The 16,279-nt window shown below is 38.9% G+C and carries 18 protein-coding genes; 5 read left to right on the top strand and 13 right to left on the bottom strand.

The window, feature by feature from the left end; translation table 11 throughout:
- Window positions 1-25: 25 nt before the first annotated feature.
- The 10 genes from FG28_RS20110 to FG28_RS08910 all read right to left on the bottom strand — a co-directional run bounded on the left by FG28_RS20110 (window position 26) and on the right by FG28_RS08910 (window position 9,522).
- Complete coding sequence (locus tag FG28_RS20110; protein ID WP_051947243.1) at window positions 26-799, bottom strand: tetratricopeptide repeat protein; 774 nt, start codon at window positions 797-799, stop codon at window positions 26-28.
- Window positions 800-976: 177 nt separating this feature from the next.
- A complete protein-coding gene (locus tag FG28_RS08950) occupies window positions 977-1,495 on the bottom strand; it encodes a hypothetical protein (protein WP_036382105.1) in 519 nt (172 codons plus the stop codon).
- Window positions 1,496-1,571: 76 nt separating this feature from the next.
- Complete coding sequence (locus FG28_RS08945) at window positions 1,572-2,687, bottom strand: hypothetical protein (protein WP_036382102.1); 1,116 nt, start codon at window positions 2,685-2,687, stop codon at window positions 1,572-1,574.
- A gap of 2 nt (window positions 2,688-2,689) precedes the next feature.
- Window positions 2,690-3,238, bottom strand: a complete 549-nt coding sequence (locus FG28_RS08940; RefSeq protein WP_036382099.1) for an RNA polymerase sigma factor — start codon at window positions 3,236-3,238, stop codon at window positions 2,690-2,692.
- A gap of 19 nt (window positions 3,239-3,257) precedes the next feature.
- Complete coding sequence (locus FG28_RS08935) at window positions 3,258-4,112, bottom strand: LEA type 2 family protein (protein WP_197062570.1); 855 nt, start codon at window positions 4,110-4,112, stop codon at window positions 3,258-3,260.
- A 10-nt stretch (window positions 4,113-4,122) separates the two neighbouring features.
- Window positions 4,123-6,465: an FHA domain-containing protein gene (locus FG28_RS08930; protein ID WP_197062569.1), complete on the bottom strand. Its 2,343-nt coding sequence runs from the start codon at window positions 6,463-6,465 to the stop codon at window positions 4,123-4,125.
- 13 nt (window positions 6,466-6,478) lie between these two features.
- Window positions 6,479-7,309, bottom strand: a complete 831-nt coding sequence (locus FG28_RS08925) for a M48 family metallopeptidase (RefSeq protein WP_036382091.1) — start codon at window positions 7,307-7,309, stop codon at window positions 6,479-6,481.
- Between the two features lie 400 nt (window positions 7,310-7,709).
- Entirely contained in the window at window positions 7,710-8,756 is a 1,047-nt protein-coding gene (locus FG28_RS08920; protein ID WP_036382087.1) for a relaxase/mobilization nuclease domain-containing protein, read from the bottom strand.
- The gene (locus FG28_RS08915; protein ID WP_036382084.1) at window positions 8,737-9,093 is read right to left on the bottom strand and encodes a plasmid mobilization protein; all 357 of its coding nucleotides are present in this window, start codon (window positions 9,091-9,093) and stop codon (window positions 8,737-8,739) included. The genes FG28_RS08920 and FG28_RS08915 overlap by 20 nt, the downstream gene beginning before the upstream one ends.
- Window positions 9,094-9,231: 138 nt before the next feature.
- Window positions 9,232-9,522, bottom strand: a complete 291-nt coding sequence (locus FG28_RS08910) for a helix-turn-helix domain-containing protein (RefSeq protein WP_072877973.1) — start codon at window positions 9,520-9,522, stop codon at window positions 9,232-9,234.
- 759 nt (window positions 9,523-10,281) lie between these two features.
- On the opposite strand from FG28_RS08910, the gene FG28_RS08905 reads away from it, so the two are divergent.
- The gene (locus FG28_RS08905) at window positions 10,282-10,872 is read left to right on the top strand and encodes a Crp/Fnr family transcriptional regulator (protein ID WP_036382079.1); all 591 of its coding nucleotides are present in this window, start codon (window positions 10,282-10,284) and stop codon (window positions 10,870-10,872) included.
- An 83-nt stretch (window positions 10,873-10,955) separates the two neighbouring features.
- Here FG28_RS08905 and FG28_RS20605 read toward each other — a convergent pair whose 3' ends face one another.
- The gene (locus FG28_RS20605; protein WP_156102242.1) at window positions 10,956-11,120 is read right to left on the bottom strand and encodes a hypothetical protein; all 165 of its coding nucleotides are present in this window, start codon (window positions 11,118-11,120) and stop codon (window positions 10,956-10,958) included.
- A 143-nt stretch (window positions 11,121-11,263) separates the two neighbouring features.
- Between FG28_RS20605 and FG28_RS20100 the strand changes: the two genes are divergently transcribed.
- From FG28_RS20100 to FG28_RS20095, 4 genes are all read left to right on the top strand, one after another.
- A complete protein-coding gene (locus tag FG28_RS20100) occupies window positions 11,264-12,247 on the top strand; it encodes a M20/M25/M40 family metallo-hydrolase (RefSeq protein ID WP_081894296.1) in 984 nt (327 codons plus the stop codon).
- 44 nt (window positions 12,248-12,291) lie between these two features.
- Window positions 12,292-12,876 (top strand): hypothetical protein, encoded by a 585-nt coding sequence (locus tag FG28_RS08895; RefSeq protein ID WP_231562611.1) that lies wholly within the window; start codon window positions 12,292-12,294, stop codon window positions 12,874-12,876.
- 94 nt (window positions 12,877-12,970) lie between these two features.
- Window positions 12,971-13,951: a hypothetical protein gene (locus FG28_RS08890; RefSeq protein WP_036382076.1), complete on the top strand. Its 981-nt coding sequence runs from the start codon at window positions 12,971-12,973 to the stop codon at window positions 13,949-13,951.
- Between the two features lie 161 nt (window positions 13,952-14,112).
- Window positions 14,113-14,913, top strand: coding sequence for a nuclear transport factor 2 family protein (locus FG28_RS20095; RefSeq protein WP_081894294.1), 801 nt, complete (start codon window positions 14,113-14,115; stop codon window positions 14,911-14,913).
- A 168-nt stretch (window positions 14,914-15,081) separates the two neighbouring features.
- On the opposite strand, the gene FG28_RS08880 is transcribed toward FG28_RS20095, so the two are convergent.
- Together FG28_RS08880 and FG28_RS08875 are read right to left on the bottom strand one after the other, a co-directional pair.
- Window positions 15,082-15,783, bottom strand: coding sequence for a DUF4386 domain-containing protein (locus FG28_RS08880; protein ID WP_081894292.1), 702 nt, complete (start codon window positions 15,781-15,783; stop codon window positions 15,082-15,084).
- Complete coding sequence (locus tag FG28_RS08875) at window positions 15,776-16,189, bottom strand: DUF6326 family protein (RefSeq protein WP_036382072.1); 414 nt, start codon at window positions 16,187-16,189, stop codon at window positions 15,776-15,778. Before FG28_RS08875 ends, FG28_RS08880 begins: the two co-directional genes overlap by 8 nt.
- Window positions 16,190-16,279 lie beyond the last annotated feature (90 nt).

Here is a 16,279-nt window from a genome sequence, read left to right as displayed (position 1 = left end):
GGTTACTGTTTGGTGTTGATTTTAATTAACTGACCTGTTGTATATGGGTCACCATTTTGCATGCGTTGGCATGTCCCTGATCGCAGGCCTTTTTGTACCACGCTTCAGCCTTGGCCATATCCTTTGAAACATCCTCTCCGTTATAATAAAGGCTTCCAAGGGTTACATTGGCATCTACATACCCCAATTTGGAGGCCTTTTTCAGCAATTCCATGGCCTTGTCCACATTCTTCTTGGTACCCTGGGCCGAGAGGTACATGATACCAAGGTTGAAAACGGCAGGACCGTATTCCTTTATTGCCGATTTTTCAAAATAGCGCATGGCCTTTGGGTAATTTACCGGAGTGTTTTTGCCGAAATAATATTTACACCCTTGGGCAAAAAGGGCTTCTTTATTCTTTGGGAAGAACCAAATTATGGCCAGAACGGCAAGCAGTATCCATAGGGCATATCCCCATAACCATTCGGTGAATTCTATTTTATAGGGCGGAAGGGGGGTGGGTAAAGCTCCGCTGGCCTGGAATTTTTTTATCTGCTCTTCATCAAGGTCATAATAGGTATTGATACTTCCTTTTACCCCCAAAACATAACCATCGTCCGTCATGTAGACTCCCATAAAAATATACAGGGAAGTTGTTTTGTGGGCAAGATAAAGGTCTTCGCCATTGGCACCTTTAATATCTACATCAGTAATTTTTTGGATTCGTTCGCTTTTTCCAAAAAGTCCTCCGATACGTCTTGCGGATGCAAGGTTGGGAACCAAGGAGAGCAAGGCAATCAGTAGTAGTAATTTTTTCATTTTGTAATGAAGTGTTAAGGTTGAAATTAGTGATATATCTTCTTGTACCTGAACCTATTCGACAGTCAGCATTAAAAATAGGTATATGAAAGTTTTTATACCAACATTTTTAGACCTTGGTGTCAAATATGTTTGGGATTTATGAAATAGCCATATCGTGGCTGGGTTATTTACGGATTATTCAGTCTCTGTTGGCAGTCTAACCGCAATCTTGTTTTCTCCCATGGAGGTTACCTGAAAAGGGGCCCTTGCATTTTGGGGTATCTCTTGCCAAATGGTATCCGCATTTTGTTTGGATTCAATTTGGATGGTAACAACTCCATTCGAAAAGGTTTTGGAAGTTTTTTTCGTTCCATTTTTCTTTGAGAGTTCATGGTACAGGTTTTCTACATTTTTGTCCCCATAGGTAACAGTAGCTATGGAAATCAATATTGTGTTCTTGTTTTTTTCCTTCTTGGAGCCGAACAAAATGCTCCCCACTTTTTCAACGGTTTCCTTGGCACCTTCAATGGTGCTGTCAATGCCCTCCACTGTTTGGTCAATGTCTTTGTTGGTTTCCTGGACAGTTTGGCCCACTTGATCTACTCGTTCCGCTGCTCCCCGGTTTCCTCTTTTTGTGGCATCTGGATTTTGGGCATTTACAAAACCACAGAACAAACCGATTAGAAGAATTGTGTGTACTTTTTTGGATGTCATTTTTAATCGTTTTGGTTATACTTTCTATGGGTATATAACCGCAGATTGGTGATGTCATCTTTTTTTTTGATTTTTTCTAAAAAATTATTTCGTAAACACCTTTCGGAAAGGATGGCCGGTCCATGAACATACGGGTTTCATTGTTTTTGGTAAAATCGATTTGTTCTAGTGAGGTGGTTTCAGTAGCGTCAATGTTTAAGGGATATAGTTCATTTTTATGAATAAGGTAATGGGAGTTCCCTTCGCTTTTTGAAACAACTATAACCGTAATGGAATCAATATTCATGCTGGCATCAATGACCAACTGTTTTTTTTCATTCTGTTCCAAAAAGAAATAATTTTTATCCATGGATGAGTTCTCCGTAAGTGAAACGGTAAAACCGGAATAGGGCTGCGAATTTGCAATGAGGGGCATGACTTTCACTTGCACGCTCTCATCCTGTAAATCCCCAAAAGTGTATCCTTCTTGGACTTCTTTCAATGGATTTATGGTTGATGAAGTGGCCAGATTGAACAATTTACTCCCATATTTTAAATAATAGTTGCCTTTTTGATCTTTGCCCATTTGTAACTGAAGGCCTGAAATCCCTGAATCCCCATATAAGACCAGTTCTTGGCCATTAAAAGTATAGGTTAGCGATGAGGGCTGCCTAACCAGACGTATGGATTCCGATGGAAGTGATTTTCCATTGGAGAAAGCAAGTTGTGTTTCGTCTTGCGGGCTGCCATCCAATTCATCTTCTGGCAGTTCTTCTTTCTCTGTAACTTGGGTGTTGTTCTTTTTCAAAATGAGACTATCCACTGGCTGCGTTCGAACGGAGTCCACATCAACCACGTTGGGGGTGTCATTGCCAATAGGGTCGTTACCAGTTGATCTGAAGACGTAGAACAGGGTTCCCAACACAATACAGGCTGCCACGGCCCCACTGTAAATGATCAGTCTGCGGTATAGCCCTTTGGGCTTTTGCTCTCCAGACGCCCTATATTCGGCATACAAAAGGTCTAGCTTGGCCCTTAGTTTTTGGTCCTCCTTTGATTCAATGCCCGTGTAGATCTGTTTAAAGACCTCAAGCTCCTTTGCAAATTCTTTGTCTTCAGCTAACAGTCGTTCCACCTCACTTTTTTCATCGTCATTAAGATGGCCGGTCAGGTGTTTGTCAATCAAATCAATATGTCTCAATTCTTCCCTCATGGCTATTTTAAACGGATTATGACATCATAGGAGACTTCGCCCCTTAGCTTTTGAAGACACCGTAATTTCTGTTGGCTGGCGGAACGGGCACTGGAGTAATTGAATCTTTCGGCTATGTCCTCCATGCGCATCCCCAAAAATATGGTTGCCTCCAAAACAGATTTACAGGGTTCTCCGACCTTTGCTAGAGCTTTTTCAAGGTATTCCCGGAGGTTTGGGCCCTTTCGGGTGATTTCTGGGTTTATGGATTCATAGATGCCTACCTCACTCTGCCGGTTTTCATATTTTTTTCTTCGATTGAGCTGGTTGAGCCACTGTCGCTTTGAAATTTCGAACAGATAGGTGCTTATTTTGCTTCGGAGTTCATAGTTCCCTGCCATTACATTTTTATAGAACACGATGATTGCCTCCTGAAAAACATCCAAAGCGTCATCTTCATTACCGTTATTCTGTTCCACCCAACTTTTTACCATGCCGATGTGTTGGTACAGTTGCTGCAGACAATTCTCGTTCCCTTTCTTTAATTGATCTATTAGTTCTTGGTCGGTCATCAATGTTTTTCTGAAATGGCTATAATCCTATTTCCACACGGTCCTTTATGGGCACATTGAATTCGTACTCCTGAATTTTTATTTGGGCCTCGCCTAAAATAGTGAAATTCGCTTTTTGGTCGGTCAGCCAAGAGAACTTCATCTGTTTTAAAATATCAAAATTGCTCAAGGTAACATCAATGGGAATGGTAGTGGATTTTAGTGCTTCTTGGTAAAATGGTTCATCCATGGTCCACTCTGCCACTTTCCCTTTGTTTTCATCCAAATAGAATTCAAGTTTCATGGTATTGATGGTATAGGCAATGGGCAATCTGTTCAGGGTCTCAACACCTAATTTTAACCGTGTTTTGCTCAGTGAGGGCAATTTATTGCTGGAAATGGACCGAATTTTAAAATTATTGCCGTAATCCAAATTTTTGCTGATTTCCTCCAAAATGGCCTTTTTGGTATTCAGATGTATCTTGTCATCCAAGGCAATGGTGAAGGAATTCAGCAGAAAGCTCACCTTTCCATTACCCCTGAGGGCGAATTCGGTGGAATCCGATGCCAATAATTCAGGATAAAAGGCATTAAGACTTTTGAGTGCTATCTCGCAGGTTACCGGTATTCGTATGGTATCCTTGGCGGCCAGACTCATTTGTTCGTTTAAAAACCCTTTTCCTACCAAAGAATCCTTATAAAAAATCTCCATACTGGATTGCCTCAGTTTTGTTTTTACATTGTTGGGGTTGTATACCACGTAATCCAATCCCACCACCAATGCATCTTCCGTGAGTCCTTTAATGGTAACATGGTCTATGGCAACAAATTCTGGTTTTTTGCTACATGAGGTAAACAAAAGAAGTACTCCAAATACTAGTGTTATTTTTTTCATGGTGGTGGTTTTAAATACTGTCCTTCTTTTTAAGTGAAACATAGATCAAGACATAGAACATAACATTGAGTGCTGCGATGACCACCACGTTCATATCAAAACTGTTGAAAACCTCACCGATCAACGTTCCATCATCCACCAATTTTTCATTGTACAGGTCGAGGAGTTGCACTGCTGAGGTTGAGGCGGTCTGCGTACCCACTTCGGGTGCAGGTAATGGCACAGAGGTCAAAACGGCTTGAACGGAGTCTGGATTGAATTCAGAAGTAGGGGAGGCATCGTCCTGTAATCGGGCAAAGCCCTCGGTTCCCCATCGGCCCAAAGTGAAAAAGCTCAAGATTTCCACTAAGGTATTGTTGATTTTTGTCATTACCCCGGCCAACATGATCTGTGGCATCAGTGCAATGGGCACTACGGTCATTACTTTCTCTGTGGTATTGAAGGCTGATGAAAGCCACAATCCAATCAGGGAGGCAGAAACCGAAATATAGAACATGAACAGGATGCTCTGGCCAAAAGGACGTAGGTACACTTCCTCAAAACCTTCATAGGTGTTTAATTTGAAATTGAGGTAGATGATGCTCACAAACAATACGGTCTGCACCAGGGCGATCAAGGAAAGTACCAGCCATTTGGAAAGGATGTAGGTATTGATGTTCAGGTTGAACATTCGCTCCCTTTTGTATACCGTAAGCTCACCAACAATCTCTTTTGCGGCATTGCTCACCCCAAACCAAACGGCAGAAATGGCCATCAAGAACATGACCCCAATCTGAAATTTGTTGAATACCAAGCATACCAATCCCGCAATGATCACGGGTTGTGCCAATAACAGGGCCAAATTTCCCTTGTCATTGAGTTTGATGTTGAAATATCTTGAAACCAACCAATACAATTGTAGCCAGTACGAGTCGGGTTTTTCTTTTTTTACGTCTGGGTTGTTAACGGCCTTATACCCAACTTTGCCAGGTTTTTGGTAATAGGAGGTTACCGTGCCGATATCACTCATTTTACTGTAGACCTCTACAATGTTCTGGGCTTCAAAATGGGAAGTCAATAGGCTGGCCGGGCCTTGAAATACCTTGTGCCCCTGAACACCCAAAAATATGGCTTGGTCCACATAGTTGAGGTCTTCCGGTTTGTGGGTCACCATTACAATCGTGGTTCCAGAGTGGGCCAATTTTTTAAGGCTCTTCAGAAAACTTTCAATGGTCTCGGGATCTAGGGGAGAAGTGGGTTCGTCCAAAAACAGAATGGTGGGCTCGGTCAAAAGTTCAACTGCAATGGACACACGTTTGCGCTGTCCACCAGAGAGATTCCCCACTTTTATGGTCCTGATGTCCTTTTCCTTGTCTTGGTCCAAATTGAGGTCCTTGATGACCTTATCAATCCTTTGGTTGATCTCTGATACGGCAGTATCATCCGGCAAACGTAGCTTTGCCGCGTAGAACAAGGTTTTGTATACCGTCAATTCTTTGTGGATGATATCGTCTTGGGGGACATAACCGATTTTCTTTTTGATGAGGCTGAAATTCTCGGCCAATGACAATCCATGGATGAATACTTCCCCCGCCGTGGCCGGATTCTCCCCGTTCAAACATTTCAACAAGGTGGATTTTCCACACCCTGATGGTCCCATCAATGCCACAAAAGTGGAATGGGGAATGTTCAGGGACATGGCCTGTAATCCAATCTTGTTGTTCGGATATTTTTTTTGAATTGCCAATGCTCTTATGGCACTGCTTTCTTTCCTTAGGTCCTTGGCCCCGTCTTTAAGGGTAATGGTGTAAAATGATATGGTGACCGTATCACTGTCCTTGAACTTGGCCTTGGATTTCAACTCCTTTCCATTGAGATAGGTCTTATTGGTGGAGCCGAGGTCCTCGATCCAAAATTCACCCTGCGAATAGGAAATTATTGCATGTTCCCGGGTCACCGTGGGATCATCCAAAACAATGTCATTATTCTCGAGTCTACCAATTTTATAAGCCCCTTTGGATACGATTTTCTGTTTGAAGCCTTTGAACTCCTTTTGGGGTTCCGAGGATTTTGGAGCCTTTTCTTTTTGACCTTCAGCGGCTACTTTTAGTTTTTGTGATGCTATGGTAAAAACGTCATCAGGTAAGATCTTGACCCATGTATTTGGGGTGATCGGCTGTTGCCCAACCATGGTCCCATTGGAGCTTTCAAGGTCCATGATGTAGATTCCGTCCATCCTTGCTTCAATTTGGGCATGTTTTCTGGAAGCAAGTCGGCTGTCTATCTCAACATGGGCACCATGGCCTTTTCTCCCAATGGTGATAATTTCATTTTTAGGCAGGGGAATGGACTGTCCGTTCCAGATGAGGTGCATTTCCGGTATCATTTTATTGGTCGATATAGGATTGGATGCATTTTTTGCGATGTTCCGCAAAAGGATGCGTAGAAGTCAATTTTGTAAGGAGATCTTGCTTTTGGTAGCGTTCCAATTTTTTGAAGAAATCCGCAAATCGGTTCACATCATATCCGGCGGCCTTGGCCAATTCAAACCCGACCTTGTCGGCTTCATATTCATCAATTTGGTCAAATGGGGGGGAAAGGGTCCTATTGATCTTATTGGCGATATCGGTGAAACCTTCCATACGGGTCATTCCCTCAAGGTCTGTGGAGAGCGTAAGTTTGGTTACTTTCCTTTGGGTGTGGAGTTTGTCCTCATGGGCCACTTCATGTCCTATGATGAACGCCAATTCATCATAAGAATCAATGAAATTGAGCAAGCCCGTGGTAATGTATAGGTAACCGCCCAAGGTGGCAAAGGCATTTATTTCCTCGGATTTAAGGATGCTTATTCGGTAGGATACATCCTTTCGGGACACATTTTTAACGATACGTTGAAGTATTTCTTCAACTTTTGGTTTGGCAAAATGGTTGTTGTCCAATTGGCCAAGGGTAACATACCTGTTGTACATATCCCTTCCAATATTCTTTTTGGAATCACTGGAAATATTCAGTGCAAAATCCAACCAATTGTTTTCCATTTGTTTATAAAAAAATGCGGGGCCATCAAAGGCATGGCCACAATCCTGAAGGACGGCTGCATGTTCAATTTTTGCGGTGTAGTCAGATAGGGCATCTTCCAATTTTTCAACGGAGATTTCCTGTGCCAAGGAAACCTGTAAAAAGCAACAGAAGAAAGTGGCGGATAGTGTGTGTCTCATGATGTTTTTAGTGTATATAACCAAAAATAACAAATGTCATCTTTTTAAGTCAAGGTTTTCGGTTTTATAAACTTTTGTCACTGAGACACCCCAAAAAAAGAACAGGGAAGCAGTTTATTAACTGTGATTTTGTTTCCAAAAAGGAATCAAAGAAAGATACTTTAAATCCATTGAAGAAGATTTGATTTATATCTTTAAGAGATAATGACCATTAATCAATGGATATGCCTGACAGAGTTGAAAAAATCCTACTTTAAAATTTCACATCCAAAAATTCAGTAAAAAAATAATAGTAGTTAGTAATCATAGAAGAACATTAGTAATAATTGCTATTATTATTCTTTCTTTTTCACTAAACATTCTGGCTTTGACTTTTTTGAATCATTCATACTATTGACCATTACAGTCTCCGTCCTTTTCCTTTTCGTCTTTTCTTCCTAAATCGTATCTTATCGTCAAGTTCCAGTTTAAAAGAATTCCATTGATTGTCATCGGTTTGATGTGATTTCAATCCAATTGCTTCAACGTTTCCCATATCACTTTTTGATTGTTCAATAGTTTTGATAGTCTGTCCAGTAACACTAAATGTCTTTCCTGCAATTGGTGTTGATGCCCTTCTAAATTCTTTAAAAGCGCTATCACTTCTTCGTTCTGTGCTATTATTTTCGAGAATAACTGCACGGTCTCTGTCTTGTTCATAATCGATTCGTTTGATGATATTGTTCCATGAAAATTGTCGCCCAAGGGTGCTTCCTTTGTATATAATGCTATTGTACCTAATGGAGATTCCTGTTACCCGTCCAGTACTTTTGCTTATGTTGAACTTGGGAGTTATTTTCATTTTAACCAACTCTTTAATGAATTCCGTTACATTATTTGATTTTAAGATGGCATTTTCAAGATGCTGTTGAAGCATAAGTTTTAATGGTGGCTCTCCTGTTCTAAAAGCCTTTTGAATCTCTTTATGAGTAAGTGTTACCTTTTCTACCAATTCTAAATCACTTAGCTGAGATAGTCCATACTTAAGTTCAAGTTTCCGAACCAGATGCTCGCTTCGTTCGTAATCTTTACTGTCGCTGACCACTTCCCCGGAAAACTTTACACGATTAGCCACAATATGGATGTGTTCGTGTTCTTGGTCGCAATGTCGATACATGATATACTGATTGTCATCGAAACCCATGCCTTTCAGATAATCCATTCCCAAAGATGTGAATTGCCCATCACTTAACCTATCATCATAGGGCAGGTTCAATGAAACATGATACACCGCTTTGCCAAGTCGAGGTCGAAGTTGTCTGACCAAATTGAACTCCTGGGTCATATCTATGATCCTTCCATAGGTAAGATTGGTGTCCAACAGATGGCCTTTCCCCTGTTCTATCTTCTTTTCATTGTAGGCCAACACCCCATAGAAATCCTTTCCTTTAATCTGCTTGGCAATCACTCTTTACAATATTTGATTTTAGCATGTCCAAAATATTCTTTAATTCTGCTAGTTGATTAATTAACATTGGGGGATGTTTCATTCCCAGATGTACCTTTTTAGTGAGTTGGTTAATATTATTCCCGATACGGCCCAACTCAATGAAAAGTTGTCTGTCCTCAAGCAATATTCTTTTTCTTGGCAGTGCTTTTCCCGTTACCCTTTTCCTTATATAATCGGGAATCGTAATTCCCAGCGTACTTGCATTTTGGGATAGTATCAGGTATTCGTCCACCGTCATTCTCACGTTTACCCGAATAGCCTTTAATTCTCGTATTTTCTTTTTTGGTCTTGCCATATTTTAGGGGTTTGGGGAGATTCCCCAACAAGCCATGCGAACAGAGTGAGCAGTTTTTGCTTGCAAAAACATGGCTTGCTTCAAGATCTCCGATATAAAGTCCATTTTCTGTTTTGTCTTTGGTTCATCAATTTGTTTCTAAGAAGAGATTCCCCTTAACCGATTGATAAGTTCATTGATGTCATTGGGATGGAACAGGACACGTCCCCCAATAGGTATCTTTTTGAGCAGCCCTTTTTCCATCCAGGAATAGATGGTCGGTCTGGTCACTTTGAATTTTTTGACCAAATCGGCAATCGTCAACATTTCATTTTCAGTTTGATTTTCATTCTCCTCATCCTTCAGTTTTGGAGCTAAATTGTTTTTAAGAGATTCTACAGGAACATATTCCTTTAATCCACCGTCGTCCATGATAAATATGCGCTTCATATTACTGGTATTTGTTGATTTACTTTATTGAACAAACCTAGCAACATTGAACAGCATTTAACCCGTTTGCCATACATCAGTTTATGTACGGCAAATCAAGAAACATTCAAAATAAATTTGTATGGGAATTGAGGTCGAATCTAAGACAGGGATGGTAACCCCCCGAGGGGACTTACCTATTTGATTCCTTCTAAGGTGTTGCCAAAAACAATGTTTTTGGCAACTGCTATAAAAATATGAGTAGGGAGAAAAAGAATTCAGTTTACGCTAACACTCGGACAATCTCTAGCCATTGTCTTCTTTCTCCCTTTCCACAAATATTTTACAAAAATTTCAAGCTACTTTAAATACAATTATTTAAATAAATGTATAATCATACAAATGTATATATCATTAAATATTTATTTGTTTAAGGCCAGGTATAGAGTTCTTCTGGTGAATCAAGCAAGATTTTGTTTTTATGTTGCAAGTCCAAAAATCAAAACTTCAATAATATGGGCGCATATTTGCAAACATCAAAAATACAAATCCAACAAATTGAATATTATTTATCTATTATTTTTAAATTACACATTGTAATATCTTATAATTATTTGATTATATATTAAGTTTAAATTCTTTAAATTATATTAATTGTATGGAGGTGTCTTGTGTGGTACACTTAAGTATATAATTGTCTTAAATAAATATAAATTCGCTACAGGCTGAACGTAACTCCGTTCAGCCATACATTGGCAACAAGCTAAAGAAACATCCTGAATGGAACAAGAGTTTAAGGTTTATATCAAATCTTACTTAGAACAATTTCCAGATTTGAGCTCGGAGGAACTAACTTTCATTTCCTCATATCTTATTATAGAAAAGTATGGAAAAAAAGAATTTTTATTTAAAAGTGGAGAGGTTCAAAAGGAAGTGGGATTTGTTTGCAAGGGACTTTTGAGAAGATACTACGTCAATGAAAAAGGAAACAAAATAACAACGGGTTTTATAAATGAAAACAACTATGCCACAGATTATCCGGCATTCATAAGGCAAAAACCATCAAAGTATTTTATCGAATGTCTTGAGCCATCGGTAATCATAAAATTGCCCTATGATAAAATTCAAGAAGGGTACCGTAAATTTAAAACCAGTGAAAGGTATGGTAGATTAATAGCCGAATATGTTTTGACCGTGCAAACCGACAGGGTGGAAAGTCTTTTATTTGAAACAGCTGAAGAGCGTTACTTGAATTTTATAGACCAAAACCCAGACCTTGTAAACAGAATTAGTTTAACGCATTTAGCAACGTACTTGGGTATAGAACGACAATCATTGAGCAGAATACGGAGTAAGATCGCCAAAAAATGATTTTGTCACAAATGTGTCAGGTAGAAAAGCCGATCATGTTTCATTTTTGCAATAGTTAGTTCCATAATATTGTAAAAATGACTTCAAATAATCAAATAACCAAAATAGCCATAATCATTCAATTCCTCTTTTTTGGACTCGTTTCCTGTGGCCAAAATACAAAGGTTGAATCTTCCATACATTTGAAAGTCCAAGAGCGAACCGACAAAATTTTCGATAGCCTTGTAAAATTTCGCAGGGACTTTCATATCAATCCCGAAGTGTCAGGAAAAGAGAAGAGAACTTCCAAAAAGATTGCAGAATACTTGTTGTCCTTGGGCCTTGAAGTTAAAACAGGTATAGGTGGCTATGGGGTAGTAGGAATCCTAAGGACTAAAAAAAGGGGAAACGGATCGCTTGGAGGGCCGATATAGATGCCCTTGCTTCCGACCATCCCGATATTGTCGATTTTTCATCAAAGATTAAAGGTGTAAGACATATTTGTGGACACGATGTACATGCAACTATTGGACTTGGGATAGCTAATGTCCTAACAAGTTTAAAAGAAAGTCTTACTGGAACTATTTACTTTATCTTTCAACCATCAGAAGAAAATTTGGCAGGGGCAAAAGCTATGCTTGATGATGGCTTGCTCAATATTATAGATCCCGAAGAAATTTATGCTTTACACATTGCACCTATGTCTGAGGGGATTATTACTACCAAAGCAAGAAACCCTTATGCAGACTATAAGGGAATTCAAATTACCCTAAAAAACACAAAGGAGAGAACGGCTCTTATTAAATTTACGAAAAAGCTCTTTTTACAACTTCAAAATGTTTCACCTGAGAGTAAATTCTGGGACAATAAAAATCTATTGGACCCCAACATAGGATTGGGAAATCCAAATACCATATTTAAGGATTATATTACTGTTAATTCAAATATTGCTGTTAAAGAAGGTGAAGATAAGATTACAATAAGGGCCTATCTAAGTGCTGAAAAGGAAACTCAATTAGACTCTCTTTTAAGTCAAATAAAAAAGAAGTTTAAAGAATCGGACTATTCAGATCAATTTTTAGATAGTTCATTTTATTATGAGACAGCGCTAGTGCTTAATGATGAACGATTAACTTTATTGACCATACCTACAATAAGTAAAATTTACGGAAATGAACACGTTCTCCCCCTCTATGGAGCTATACCTGACGGACGTGCGGATGATTTTGCACTGTTTCAACGTGAAATTCCAGGAGTCTATTTTTTATTGGGTGCATCAAATTTTGAAAAAGGAATAGTTTCCATGCCTCATTCGCCGAATTTTGCTGTTGATGAAAGTTGTATGAAAACGGGGGTCAACTACTTTACATCAATGATAATAGAGAGACTTAAGTGATAAGGCCGGTTGCCTACGTTGTATAACCGAAAATAATAAAGACCATGATAAAATGGATTGATAACATTCCTTTTTGGGTATATATAGATGTATTTTATACCCATATGATCAAGTTAACAACAATAATTAAACACCATATGAAATATTTTCTTTGCGCAATAATTTTCTTGACCACTTCAATTAGTTCCATAGCTCAGGGAAAAACCGATGTTACCGTTAAATCCATTAACGGAATTATCGATGAACTACTTGATCAAATAACCATCGAAAAGGGCGAGAAAATGGATACAATAGCGATTAGGAACTTATTTCATCCATCGGCCATATTTACAGTTGCTGATGTTACAAATGCTGAAACCGTATCACTTAATGATTTCCTCATCCTCTTGAAAGATCCTTACTATGAACAAGGATATCTTGAAAAAGAAATTCATAAAGTTGTTGATCAATACAATGGAATTGCCCAAGTATTCCAGACTTTTTATGGCAAGGACTCTGAGGGAGTTGAAGAAAAAGGGATAAACAGCTATCAATTAACATATTATGGCGGTCGGTGGTGGATAGTCAGTCTCTTATGGACCATAGAATCCAAAAGTGCCGGAATACCTGTAAAATATGGTGGGGAATAAGTGAAGAAGTTGCTGAGTTGACCACTAAACCACGCAACACCCATAGCCGAAACCGTTGACAACCATTTAACCAAAAAATACAATCTCCTGTTTGATGAAAAAATTTTCCCTAACCCTTATTCTAATAGGCCATTTTTTAGTTTCCACTAAGAGTAATGCCCAAGAAAACTACATGAACTACCATTCGAAAGTAATTGAATGTGAAGAGCTAATTGTTGAAGGAAAATACACTTCTGCAATTAATAAATTTGATTCTCTTTTCAATCAATTTAATTTCTTATTTCTAAGAGATATCAAAGTTGCTACTGAACTCAGCGCATATGATAACGATTATAAATCAGGGTTGAATTTTGTAAGGCTGGGAATCAAGGCTGGTTGGTCATTGGAAAGCATCAACAAGAATAAAAATTTGCAATCTTTAAGGGAACAACCGGAATGGGCCAAACTCATGTCAACATATGATTCCCTTCACAAAACCTACCTATCCAAAATAAACTTTCAGGTAAAAGAACAAGTCCATGAAATGTTCAAAAAAGACCAGAAAAAAGCATTTGGGGCATTACTTAGAATTGGACAAAAGGCCAAAAGGAGGTATTCTCAAAAAAAGTTTGCTCCTCATAGCGAACAACAACTTGAGAAACTGGAGCAAATTTTAAATGAGTACGGTTATCCAGGTGAACGACTTATTGGGAATAACCTATGGGGCTCGGTGATTTTAAGCCATCACAATTCAATATCAGTGAACTACAATTCGAATGACACTTTATATGCTCTATTAAGGCCAAAATTATTGAATGCCTTGAAACAAGGTGAGATATCCCCATATGAATTAGCTCAAATAGAAGACTGGAGAATTGCTGGTTTACATGATCATAAGTTGACAACCTATGGATTTCTTGGAGCCATTCCAGACGATACAGTTCTTGAAACTGTAAATAAGAATAGAGCCAATATTGGATTAAGAAGCATTGACCTTAGGAATGAATTGATAGATGTTGAAAATGAAACAGGAATGGACCTACACCTACCCAAAGGATGGCAGAATGGAAAAATAACGGTTGCCAACAGGCGCTAAAATGAATTCGTAAACTAGGTTATTTAATAATGATAAGTATGAATATAAAGTTCAGTACTCCGATCAACTGAGGCGTTTACTCATTTTAGCTAAACGCTGCCACACATTTGGAACTGTAACAATTAATAAAAAACTCAATCTTTAAAAAAATCATTTTAAAGATGAAAAATCTTTTATGCCTGATTACAGCTCTGATTATATTAACTTCTTGTAATTCTAAAAAAGAAGAGACGGTAATAGATACAGCATTACCAGAAGGGGAACAGGTAAGCGAACTTTTCAGCACAATAGCTACAATGGATAGTTTATATTTTTCAGCTCAAAACGTATGTGATTTAGAAAAATATGCCTACTACTTATCAGAAGATTTTGAGTTCTTTCACGATAAGGCAGGGTTGACTCCATCCAAGGAAAAGGAAATGATGGACATGGCCATTTTTTGTGGGGAAGAACAAAGGACAAGACAACCTTTAAGAAGGGAGTTGACCAAAGGTTCTCTACAAGTATACCCAATGGATAATTATGGTGCTCTTGAGTTTTGTGACCATGTTTTCTATTTGCAAATCAATGATGGTACGGAAAAGGTTGTAGGTTCTGGAAAAATGACTGCATTATGGAAGCTTGAAAATAACGAATGGAAATTGGCACGAATAATAAGCTACGACCACCAACCAATTGCCAAAGTTGAATTGAAAACTGAAATCCTGGACAAATATGTAGGTGATTACATGCTTCCCGACAGAATAGTAAATATCAAGAGAGAAGAAAAGTTCCTTAGAGCGACCGATGTGAATGATGGAAAGCCAGGTTGGAACACACTCCTATTTCCCGAATCGGAGAATTCTTTCTACTTTAACTATGAGAATGTTGTCTATGAATTTATTGATTCTGGAGCCCAAATTGGAACCTTGAACATTTATGAAAACGGTAAACTTATTGAGGAAGCAAAAAGAAAAAATTAAAACGGGTGGCAACTGTACAAATACTATCCAGATGGGATTTACCAATTCACACGGATATATTGACCTTTCAATTATCTAAATCTTTTTAGTTAGAAGGTACATTTAGTTATTTCTAATAACAATACTTCAATGCGAGATACCGAAATTTTGAAATGAAAACATCATGTGTCATTTTTTTGCAAACTTAACGGTGTTCGTACCCATGATCAACAGCCACAAGCATGTTCCTATTTCCCCTATGGATGCGGGTAGGGCAACAATGGTGGAAAAAACGGTTTTTGAAAAACCTGGATACAGGAAGCCTCCAAAAAAAGTGATGAGATAGCCAAAACAACCCAACATGAGCAATATTCCCAACAATTTGGGTAGAAATACCGACCTGTAGACCAAGTAACCGAAAGGTAACAGCCAAAGCCCCCAGAATATCTGTAGCAGTTCGGTTCCATTGCTATACTGTTCCAAGTAGAACATCACTTGGTACGCAAGATCGTTACCTTTTTGAGGTTCAGGGGTTTCAAGTAAGCTTAATATGGTGAACTTGTTCAGGATGTTGACAAATGAAATGGGTACGCTAAGTATGGCCAGCAGTGCCATGAGCAATGCGGCATTCTTGTCGACCTCTTTTAACAGGCGGTACAGTGCCAAGGGCAAAAGTATAAAAATGATAAAAGAACAAATGGCGGCAACGATGCCCAGTTTAAACAGCATTTCTTTCCGTTCGAGGTTTTCCAACGTCCTTGTTGCATTGTCCCAATCCACGATCTGGGAGGGGACATAAACAAGATAGGCCAAACCGCAGATTACCAGCAATAGATAGAGCAGTCCTGCCAGCCTCGCTTTTTTATTTCTTGTTGAGATTTGGCTATCCATTGTCTTTGGGTTTTGGCCATTTTATGGCATACCGGACAATCAGAAATGTCAAGATGCTCTCCACAAATGCCAGGAAAACATAGAAGCTATACCACTCCGTCAAAGAATTGATTCCGATGAACAACATCATTATGGTAAAGACAGCCCCAAAAATAATGTTCATAGTTCGGTTGACCTTGGGAGGTAGTAGGACGGATGCGGCAACCATGACCGAGGGAACGACAAGGATGATGGACGCCACCAGCAACTTGACAGGGTTGTCCAAAATATTTTTACCGATCAAGAGACTGTCCACCTTGCCGGGTGTGTACAGCTCAAAATAATCACCGTAGATATAACAAAATGTTGTGGACGCCCATAAAGCGGCCAGTTTTAGTTTGATGTTCACTTTTGGGTTTTCAAGCATAATTGGTCAAATTTTATCACTGATCTCTATCAACAATGACGTAAATTAATTATAAATGGTTGCCTGTAACTTGTTGAAATGCTAATTTTT

The organism is Muricauda sp. MAR_2010_75 (genome assembly GCF_000745185.1).
In the GTDB taxonomy this organism is placed as follows: Bacteria; Bacteroidota; Bacteroidia; order Flavobacteriales; family Flavobacteriaceae; genus Flagellimonas.
The sequence above is the reverse complement of the archived record's forward strand: the minus strand, read 5'-3'. Positions and strand labels throughout refer to the sequence as shown.

Excerpts from the sequence above, each read along its gene's own strand:
- FG28_RS20110 (WP_051947243.1), bottom strand. The coding sequence starts at position 799 with ATGAAAAAATTACTACTACTGATTGCCTTGCTCTCCTTGGTTCCCAAC.
- FG28_RS08950 (WP_036382105.1), bottom strand. The coding sequence starts at position 1,495 with ATGACATCCAAAAAAGTACACACAATTCTTCTAATCGGTTTGTTCTGT.
- FG28_RS08945 (WP_036382102.1), bottom strand. The coding sequence starts at position 2,687 with ATGAGGGAAGAATTGAGACATATTGATTTGATTGACAAACACCTGACC.
- FG28_RS08940 (WP_036382099.1), bottom strand. The coding sequence starts at position 3,238 with ATGACCGACCAAGAACTAATAGATCAATTAAAGAAAGGGAACGAGAAT.
- FG28_RS08935 (WP_197062570.1), bottom strand. The coding sequence starts at position 4,112 with ATGAAAAAAATAACACTAGTATTTGGAGTACTTCTTTTGTTTACCTCA.
- FG28_RS08930 (WP_197062569.1), bottom strand. The coding sequence starts at position 6,465 with ATGCACCTCATCTGGAACGGACAGTCCATTCCCCTGCCTAAAAATGAA.
- FG28_RS08925 (WP_036382091.1), bottom strand. The coding sequence starts at position 7,309 with ATGAGACACACACTATCCGCCACTTTCTTCTGTTGCTTTTTACAGGTT.
- FG28_RS08915 (WP_036382084.1), bottom strand. The coding sequence starts at position 9,093 with ATGGCAAGACCAAAAAAGAAAATACGAGAATTAAAGGCTATTCGGGTA.
- FG28_RS08910 (WP_072877973.1), bottom strand. The coding sequence starts at position 9,522 with ATGAAGCGCATATTTATCATGGACGACGGTGGATTAAAGGAATATGTT.
- FG28_RS08905 (WP_036382079.1), top strand. The coding sequence starts at position 10,282 with ATGGAACAAGAGTTTAAGGTTTATATCAAATCTTACTTAGAACAATTT.
- FG28_RS20605 (WP_156102242.1), bottom strand. The coding sequence starts at position 11,120 with ATGAAAGTCCCTGCGAAATTTTACAAGGCTATCGAAAATTTTGTCGGT.
- FG28_RS08895 (WP_231562611.1), top strand. The coding sequence starts at position 12,292 with ATGATAAAATGGATTGATAACATTCCTTTTTGGGTATATATAGATGTA.
- FG28_RS08890 (WP_036382076.1), top strand. The coding sequence starts at position 12,971 with ATGAAAAAATTTTCCCTAACCCTTATTCTAATAGGCCATTTTTTAGTT.
- FG28_RS20095 (WP_081894294.1), top strand. The coding sequence starts at position 14,113 with ATGAAAAATCTTTTATGCCTGATTACAGCTCTGATTATATTAACTTCT.
- FG28_RS08880 (WP_081894292.1), bottom strand. The coding sequence starts at position 15,783 with ATGGATAGCCAAATCTCAACAAGAAATAAAAAAGCGAGGCTGGCAGGA.
- FG28_RS08875 (WP_036382072.1), bottom strand. The coding sequence starts at position 16,189 with ATGCTTGAAAACCCAAAAGTGAACATCAAACTAAAACTGGCCGCTTTA.